Genomic DNA, 8,929 nt, shown 5'->3' with positions numbered 1-8,929 from the left:
CGCAGCCTCCGAGTCGGAGCCGGGGGAGGTGTGGGTGTCAGTTCTGGTTTGACCTTGGGCGCCGGAGTTGGGGTGGGCCTTGGAGTTGGCCTGGGTGTTGGCGCTGGGATGGGCGTTGGAGTCAGCCTAGGTGTCGGTTCCGGGGTAGGTGTGGGTGTCAGTTCTGGAGTGGGCGTGGGCACAGGGCCAACGCTGATCCTTTCAGGAAAGTTCCCCTGGAAGCGGTTGTTGGCCAAGTAGGCAGCAACTACTGTCTCCGGAGTGCCAGCTACCACTTGAATCCCTACCCCCATGCCTTCACCGCGGGTTATGAACGTATTGTCGGAAATAGTACGAGCTTGGCTTCCTTGCAAAATGCGGATACCAACACTGCCAGCTATTCTGCCAACACCGATCCTATTAAATTGGATGGCCGGTGCCGACCCCGCTCCATCCAGCTGGATCCCAGTTGTGCCGTCGGTAGCTGCTTGCCGAGCCTGCACTGGCGCAGCAGTTGCAGCAGTGTCTGGATCCCCTTCAATCTGGTTGTTACGGAAAACCCCGCCAGAGTTGTCGCTATAGCGAACAGCCAAAGCCCGCACAGCCTGCAGGAGGATTGTGCTGTTTTCAATGGTAGGGTTACTACCTGGCACAGTGCCTATACCCACACCACCAGCTTTGCTGACGGTGGATGAGATGCTCGCGACCCGGCCATTGCCAGAGATCTGCACACAAGGATCCGAAAATTGCCGGCAAAAGATCTGAGCCAGCTGGCCCAGAACCCCCTCCAGAACCGCAGCATTGCCATTGACCAAGATGTTGGAGCGGGGATCGTTGAGAGTTACCTTGCTCGGCTGAAAGTTGCCGTTGTTCACCTGAACGCGCCCACCTTCTAGCACCACATCCACCCCCTGTAGGCTGGTTTGGCTAGCTACAATCAGGTCGAAGGGTCCGGTCAGGATCTCGTAGGCTGCGGAGCTGGTGATGCGAATCCGTCCGCCGTTGGTGCCGTCGCCCCCATCTAGGGCCAGGTTGCCCTGCAGCCTCTCTCTACCTGCCCCCAAAATCTGGATCAGCACCTCTAGTCCTGCTGTGGCATTTTGCAGCCGCTGCGCTTCTGCAACGGCATCAGCCACCTTGGTAAAGGGGCCCCTGGCCGGATCCACTTGCAGGACGACAGATCCACTACCTGGCGACGGCAGAGGGGGAGAGTTGCCTGTGCCTCCTCCACAGCCAAAAGCGATCCCTGCCAACAGAGTCAGCAAAAGGGAACGAACTGGCCAGATAGATTGGGATACTGGGCCGTTTGTAGGACGAAGTCCTTCCATCGGTGGAAGATCCTTGGCAAGTTCCCATCAGTCAAGCCTATCAGAACTGAAGACACCCAGAGCCCCGATAGACCCCTGGGATCAATCTTCTCAAGCAGAGCCTCCTAAAGGGGATCTTGGCAGAGGGTCTGCAGTCAGTAGGGAAATTTGAAGTTCTAGCGTTGTCGGCCAACCACGACCACTTGCAAGCAGCCCAGAGCAGATGCTGAGCCGGTATATCCTAGGAACGGATCCAGATAAGTTACAGGTCAGCCATGTTCTCTTTCATTCGCCCGGTCGCGCGCAACAGCTGGCTGCCCGCTTAAGAGATCCTGGGGCTGCCCCGCTGCAACTCATCGATGTGCGAGAACCGGTAGAGCCAGAGCTAGCCAACCTCAGTGCCCTTGGCTTTAGTACCGAGAGTAGCGCGAGCGGATTCTGGCAGAGCTTGACCGAGATTGCTCAGCTCTCGTCCTCTGCACCCACAACATTAGCGTCGGCATCCACGCCTGGGCTCTTGAGGTAGATCCCAGCCTGCCCCTTATTGAGTTCTACAGCGTCAGGGATTCCACCTTTTGCTCCAACAACTGGGCTAGATCTTGCAAGAAGGCCGCGGCGTGGGCGCCGTAAATGACGCGGTGGTCGCAGGTGAGGTTAACCTGCATTTGGGAGCGAATGGCAATGGCTTTTTCCGGCGTAGCCACCACGGTGGGGCGAGCAGCGCCAATGGCCAAGATAGCCCCTTGGTTGGGGGGCAGGATGGCGTCGAAGCGATCCACCCCAAACATGCCCAGGTTGGAGAGGGTGAAGGTGCCACTGTTGTACTCTTCTGGCTGCAGTTGCTTGCGCCGCGCTCGCTCCACCAGCTCCTTCCAACGCCGTGAGAGTTCGTACAGGTCAACGCGGTTGGCTTGCTTGAGCACAGGGGTAATTAGGCCCCCATCCTCCATGGCCACCGCCACGGCAATGTTGATGTCCGCTTTGTAGTGGATCCCGTTTTCTGTGTAGCTGGCATTGAGGAGGGGGTGCTTTTCTAGAGTGAGGGCCACAGCTTTGACCAAAAGGGCGGTCAGCGTTACCCCCTTGGGCTTCACCTGTTGGTAAAGCTGATCCAAGCTGTCGGTTGTGATGGTGTAGCCGACGTGGAACACTGGCACACCCAGGCTGGCGTTCATGTTGCGCACCACCGCCGCCTGCAGGGTGCTCAAGGGAACCACTTCTCCCAAGGGCGCAGAGACAGGGGGAGGAGCAGCCGAGGAAAAAGCTGCCGCCGGGGCAGAGGCAGCCTGAGCTGCGGCCCGCTCCACATCTTCCGCTACGATGCGGCCCCCTGGGCCAGAGCCGCGCACAGTGCGCAGGTCAACCCCCAAGCTTTCTGCCAGTTTCTTTGCCCGTGGGGAAGCCAGGATCCGCTGGGATCCGGCCCCGTCGGAGCCAGTTGAGGGTGCGGAGGTGGAGATCGCTGCAGGGGCAGAGGCTGGCCGTTGCACTGGGGGGACAGAGGCTGCACTAGGCGTAGCTAGTGGCGCAGCACCCTTAGAGAGGGCCTTAGCTCTCTCTTGAGCCTCGGCCACCTCTGCTTCGGTTTCGGCAATGAGGGCAATGGGCGTGCCCACCGGCGCCGATTCCCCTGCCGGTACCAGGATGCTGGCCAGAATGCCGCTGTGGAAGGACTCCACATCCATGTCCGCCTTGTCCGACTCCACCACCAGGATGTTTTCCCCTTTCTCCACCCGGTCGCCGGGGTTTTTCAGCCAGGCAACGATCTTGCCCGTTTCCATGGTGGAGCTGAGGGCCGGCATGGAAAGTTCGTGGATCATGGCGGGGATGGCAACACAGCAGAGAAGATTGTAACCCAGCCAACGCGATCCCAGCGCAGCCCCCTGAGCCTATTGGGTACCATCGCCTTCCGCCTCAGCCACCACCAACAGAGTTTTCAGCAGGGAATCCGGGTTGAGGCTAATGGAGTCGATCCCTTGCTGCACTAGGAAGCGGGCAAAGTCAGGGTAGTCGCTGGGGGCCTGGCCACAGATGCCAATCTTGCGCCCGTGGCTTTTCACGGTCTGGATTACCTGGGCGATCATCCGCTTGACCGCCTCGTGGCGCTCGTCAAAAAGATGGGCCACCAGGGCGGAGTCGCGATCCAACCCCAGGGTGAGCTGGGTGAGGTCGTTGGAGCCGATGGAAAAGCCGTCGAAGATCTGGCAGAACTCGTCGGCCAGGATGACGTTGCTGGGCAGCTCGCACATGACGTACACCTGCAGGCCGTTTTCCCCTCGCACCAGGCCGTGGCGGGCCATCTCCTCCAGCACCTTGTGCCCTTCTTCGGGGGTGCGGCAGAAGGGGACCATCAAGATGACGTTGGTCAGGCCCATCTCGTCCCGCACCCGTTTCATGGCCCGGCACTCAAGGGCAAAGCCGTCGCGATAGCGGGGATCGGTGTAGCGGGAGGCCCCCCGCCAGCCAATCATGGGGTTTTCCTCGTGAGGCTCGTAGCGGGATCCGCCCAGCAGGTGGGCGTATTCGTTGCTCTTGAAGTCCGATAGCCGCACGATCACCGGCTTGGGGTAGAAGGCAGCGGCGATGGTGGCCACTCCCTGGGCCAGCTTGTCCACAAAGTACTCCGGCTTGTCAGAATACTGGGCGGTGAGCTCTGCCAGGCGCGGCTCCTCCTTGACCGCCTCCTCGTAGTGAACCAACGCTAGAGGGTGCACCTGGATGTGGTTGGCGATGATGAACTCCAGCCGCGCCAGACCTACGCCATCGCAAGGGATCTCGCTGAGGCCAAAGGCTTTTTCCGGGTTGCCCACGTTCATCATCAGTTGGGTGCGGGGGCGGGGCAGCTCCTCGAGGGGGATCTCTGTAACTTCATAGGACAGCAAGCCAGGATAGACGCGCCCTTCCTCCCCTTCGGCGCAGGAGACGGTGATGGGATCGCCGGAGCGGAGTACTTGCGTGGCGTTGCCGCAGCCAACAATGGCCGGGATCCCCAGCTCGCGGGCGATGATGGCCGCATGGCAGGTGCGCCCCCCTTGGTTGGTGACAATGGCGCTGGCCTTTTTCATGATCGGCTCCCAGTCGGGATCTGTTTTCTCCGTCACCAGCACCTCGCCCGCTTGGAACTGATCCGAGCGGCGCACATCCAAAATGACCCGAGCTGTGCCCTGGCCAATGGCCTCCCCCACTGCTCGTCCCCGCACCAGGGGTTCTGGGCGCGCCTGTGGCTGCGTCAAGCGATAGGTCTTGAGGCGGTTGGCCGCCTTTTGGGACTGCACCGTCTCGGGGCGGGCCTGGACGATGAACAGCTCGCCCGTGATCCCATCTTTGGCCCACTCGATGTCCATGGGAGTGAAGCGGCCCCGCAGCGCCGAGTAGTGCTCTTCGATAAGGCAGGCCCAGCGAGCCAACTCCAGGATCTCGTCGTCCTTGAGGGCATATTGCCGGCGCAGGCTTTCGGGGACGGGTACGTTTTTGGTGAAACGGGATCCCTCCTCGTCGTAGACCAGCTTCAGGGCCTTGCTGCCCAGCTTGCGCGAGAGGATGGGCCGCAGCCCCTGCTTCAGGGTAGGCTTAAAGACCACGTATTCGTCGGGGTTGACGATCCCTTGCACCACGTTTTCCCCCAGGCCATAGGCCGCGGTGATCAGCACCGCATCTTTGAAGCCGGTTTCTGGGTCGATGGAGAACATCACCCCCGAACAGGCCAAGTCCGAGCGCACCATCTTCTGTACCCCCACCGAGAGGGCCACCTGAAAGTGGTCAAAGCCCTTGATCTGGCGGTAGGAGATGGCCCGGTCGGTAAACAGGCTGGCAAAGCAGCGGTGGCAGGCATTCAGCACCGCCTTTACTCCGTGCACGTTGAGGTAGGTCTCCTGCTGGCCGGCAAAGCTGGCGTCGGGCAGGTCTTCCGCCGTGGCGCTGGAGCGCACCGCCACATCGGTGTCAGGGCCGTAGCGCTCGCACAGCTTCTGGTAGGCTTCGGCAATGGCCTGCTCTAACTCCAGTGGGAAAGGTGTCTGCAGGATCAAGGTGCGGGCAGCTTTGCCCCGCTCGCGCAGGTTCCGCACATCCTCGATGTCTAGGTCCTTGAAGATCTCCCGCAGCTTCTCCTCGAGGCCGCCAGCGGCAATGAACTGGCGGTAGGCATGGGCGGTGGTGGCAAACCCCAGGGGCACGCGGATCCCTTTGGGGGCTAGCTGCTGCAGCATTTCTCCCAAGGAGGCGTTTTTCCCGCCTACCTGAGCAATATCCCGCAGGCCCACCTCTGTGAGAGACAAAACCAAGGGCGGCTCTGAGCCAAGCTGGCGTTGAGGGGGTTGCTGAAGCTGGGACCCCAGCGCTGCTCCATCCAACATGCCTTGCCTCCTTGTACCCAGCGGACCAACTGTGTAATAAGTGTTGCAACACTTGCGTGTAGCAAGAAACTTTCCCCAGCCAGAATCTGGACCGGCTTTAAGGGGCTATACTCCCACTGTACTGAGGGTTTTTCTCTGGTTAAAATCCCGGCACAGCCCCCTAGAGAAACCTGAGAAGGAGACGACACAGAGCCAATCCTGCCAAGATCCTGCTGAGAAAGCTGACACAAATCTTCGACCTTTTTTACCTAATGCAAAAGTAACCGCTCTGCCACAATGTTTTCAAAGCAGCAGTTTGCGGAAACAGGGCAAATGGAAGACCCCAGAGATCCAGTGGCAGAAATTCGCCGGGTGACGGTGACGGAGAAACAGCAGGGCTTGCGGCTGGATCGCGGGTTGGCAGAACAACTGCCCGATCTATCTCGCTCGCGCCTGCAGCAGCTCATCCGCCAGGGCCAGGTTTGGCTCAATGGTCAGCCCTGCCTGGATAAGGATCGCCCCCTGCAAGCGGGGGATCAGATCGAGGTGCGGATCCCGCCAGCCACCCCAACCTCGTTGCAGCCGGAACCGATCCCCTTGGACATCCTCTACGAAGACGAGGATCTCCTTGTCATCAACAAGCCGCGCGGCCTGGTGGTGCATCCTGCTCCCGGACACGCCAGCGGCACCCTGGTGCATGCGCTGCTGGCCCATGGTTCTCACCTTTCGGGGATCAACGGCGAACTGCGTCCGGGGATTGTCCATCGCCTGGACAAAGACACCACCGGCGCCTTGGTGATTGCCAAGCACGATCAGGCTCACCAGCACCTGCAGGCCCAAATTCAAGCCAAAACTGCCCGGCGCATCTACCTGGGAGTGGTGTTCGGGCGTCCTGCCCAGAGCCAAGGCACTATTTCTGCCCCCATTGGGAGGCACCCGGTGGATCGGCAGAAGATGGCCGTCCTGCCCCCCGGCCAAGGGCGAGCAGCGGTAACCCACTGGCAGGTGCTGGAGCGCCTGGGCAACTACACCCTAATGCAGTTTGAGCTGGAGACTGGTCGCACCCATCAGATTCGGGTGCATGCCGCCCACCTGCACCTGCCCATTGTTGGGGATCCCCTCTACACCCGGAGCAAAACCAGCCCCGTCAAGCTAAGCGGCCAAGCTCTCCACGCCTGGAAGCTCTCCTTTGTTCACCCACGCACTGGCCAGCCACTGCAGTTTACCGCTCCCTTGCCAGAGGAGTTTGAGCGGCTGCTGCGGCAGTTGCGCAGCCAGGTTGGCTAAGGGAGAGGCAAGCAGGATTGCAAAAAGCTAGGGCACGGAGCTCGGCGTTCTTAAACAGAAGCTAACCCAGCTTTCACCAATCCACAACCTCCGTTCGGGGGCAAAAGTGCTTGACTAAAGGCAACTAGCCATTGTTGCGGATCCCTTTACATTTGCCGGCGTCGCTGAGGTTAGCCGTATGAGTTCCCTGAGCTCCCGTCGTTTTTTCCTGCAGTTGTTGATGTTTGGGGGTGGGGCAGCTGCCCTGGCCGCCTGTGGGGGCACCTCCAGTTCTTCTATCCCGCCGCTGGGAGAGCCGGGATTTCCCCAAGGGGTGTTTGCCGGGGATCCCACCCCCGAAGGGGCGGTGCTCTCGACGCGGGTGGTGCCGGCTAGCAGCGTGGATACGGTGGCGGTGACGCTGCAGGTGGCGGAAAATGCTGGGTTCAGCCCCATTCTGCAGCAGGTTTCCCTCACTGCCCGCCGCGTGGCCGGTCGCAACTACCGCACCGAGCCAGGCGACTACATTGTCCGCACCGTCGTCACCGGCCTAAGACCGGCGCAGCGCTATTTCTACCGTTTTGTTAGCGAGGGGTTTACCAGCCCCGTGGGCCAGTTCCGCACCCTGCCAGCTCCAGGCGATGGGCGGCCCATTCGTTTCTTGCACATTAGCTGCGCCAACGAGCCTCCTTTTCCCATCGGGGCGGCCCTGCTGGCAGAGGTCAACCGCGGCGACATCGATTTCATCGCCTTCAACGGCGACACCGTTTACGCGGATCGCTTCTGGCTGGGTCTGGATCCGATACCAACGCTTGAGTTTTACCGCAGCCTCTATCGGGATCAGCGGGATCCCAAATATGCCGGGCCGGAGTTTGCCCAGTTGTTCAGCCGCACGGCTTTTGTTTACAACTGGGACGACCACGAGGTGATCGACAACTACAGCGGCCAGAAGGCCCGCGGCGGTCGCGCCGTCCAGCTCAACGACGCCACCGGGCAAACCCGCGATGTGGAAGATTTCAGGGTGCTGGGCTACCAGGCCTTTTTTGAGTACAACCCCATCACCCCCAACTTGACGGATGTGCCGGGGGTGGATAGCCGGGATCGGCTGTTTCGCAGCTTCCGCTACGGGGCCAATGCCGAAGTCTTCATCCTCGACCTGCGCCAGTACCGCGACTTGGCCGCTGTGACCCCGATCCTGCCCATCTTGCCCCCTGGCCTGACTCGTCAGCGCTTTTTGGAGCTGGCCGGCATCCGCCTCACGCCCGAGCAGGAGACCCTTTTCTTTGGCCCGCCGGGATCCGAGCAAGCCCTGTTTAACCTGCTGCGCCGCACGCCGCGCACCCTCTTGGGAGAGCCGCAGAAGCAGTGGCTGTTCAACGGCCTGCGCAACTCCACTGCCACCTACAAGTTCATCGTCAGCGAGTTTCCCATCACAGTGACCTATTTCCGCTCCAACGACGTGTGGGAGGGCTATTGGCTGGAGCGGCAGGAGGTGATCGACTTTATCGAGCAGAACAACATCCGCAACGTGGTGTTCCTAACCGGCAACAACCACGCCGGTTTCATCGGCCAGGTCAACCCCGGCAGCAGCAACCCCATTTGGGAAGTATGGACTGGCCCCACGGGACGGAGTGTTACCGCTTTAAGCATCGATGAAGAAGGGAATCGCCTTGGGATCCCCAACGCCAGCCGCCTCTACTACCGGATTCTGAATGGCTTTCTCGCCCCTGTGAACCCTGCCAATCCAGAGGTGAGCGGGATCCCTGGCGTCACGACGGGCAACCTGCGCTTTTTGGAGCTGGCGGTGCCCAACTACAACGTCATCGAAGTCTCCGGCAGCCGCTGCACCATTCAGATCAAAGGCCCCACCGGCAGCGTGCTCACCGATCCCCTGGGACGGCGGGGGGAACTGGTGCTGCCGCAGTGAGAAACATCAAGGGCTTTGGGCAGATTTTCTCAGTCTCATTCTGATCGAAATTCAGGGATCCCTGCGCAAGTTGGGATCCCTTTTTTTGTAGCTCTTTTTTGCAACTTGTAAGGAAG

5 protein-coding genes are annotated in these 8,929 nt (G+C 60.6%); 2 read left to right on the top strand and 3 right to left on the bottom strand.

All coding sequences use genetic code 11. The annotated features are described in order from the left end of the window. The 3 genes from NW814_RS04620 to ppsA all read right to left on the bottom strand — a co-directional run. On the bottom strand, positions 1 to 1,115 hold a 1,115-nt coding region (locus NW814_RS04620; RefSeq protein ID WP_414405373.1), incomplete at its 3' end, for a right-handed parallel beta-helix repeat-containing protein. A 722-nt stretch (positions 1,116 to 1,837) separates the two neighbouring features. Next, positions 1,838 to 3,106 (bottom strand): dihydrolipoamide acetyltransferase family protein, encoded by a 1,269-nt coding sequence (locus NW814_RS04615; RefSeq protein WP_414405372.1) that lies wholly within the window; start codon positions 3,104 to 3,106, stop codon positions 1,838 to 1,840. Positions 3,107 to 3,175: 69 nt separating this feature from the next. Continuing rightward, positions 3,176 to 5,641: a phosphoenolpyruvate synthase gene (gene ppsA / locus NW814_RS04610; protein ID WP_414405371.1), complete on the bottom strand. Its 2,466-nt coding sequence runs from the start codon at positions 5,639 to 5,641 to the stop codon at positions 3,176 to 3,178. A 312-nt stretch (positions 5,642 to 5,953) separates the two neighbouring features. On the opposite strand from ppsA, the gene NW814_RS04605 reads away from it, so the two are divergent. Both NW814_RS04605 and NW814_RS04600 read left to right on the top strand, forming a co-directional pair. Then, positions 5,954 to 6,907, top strand: a complete 954-nt coding sequence (locus NW814_RS04605) for an RluA family pseudouridine synthase (protein ID WP_414405370.1) — start codon at positions 5,954 to 5,956, stop codon at positions 6,905 to 6,907. A 178-nt stretch (positions 6,908 to 7,085) separates the two neighbouring features. After that, complete coding sequence (locus NW814_RS04600) at positions 7,086 to 8,813, top strand: alkaline phosphatase D family protein (RefSeq protein WP_414405369.1); 1,728 nt, start codon at positions 7,086 to 7,088, stop codon at positions 8,811 to 8,813. Positions 8,814 to 8,929: the final 116 nt, after the last annotated feature.

The sequence above is a fragment of the Synechococcus sp. R65.1 genome, assembly GCF_047461755.1.
Taxonomy (GTDB): domain Bacteria; phylum Cyanobacteriota; class Cyanobacteriia; order Thermostichales; family Thermostichaceae; genus Thermostichus.
This window is presented reverse-complemented; position numbering and strand designations above follow the sequence as displayed.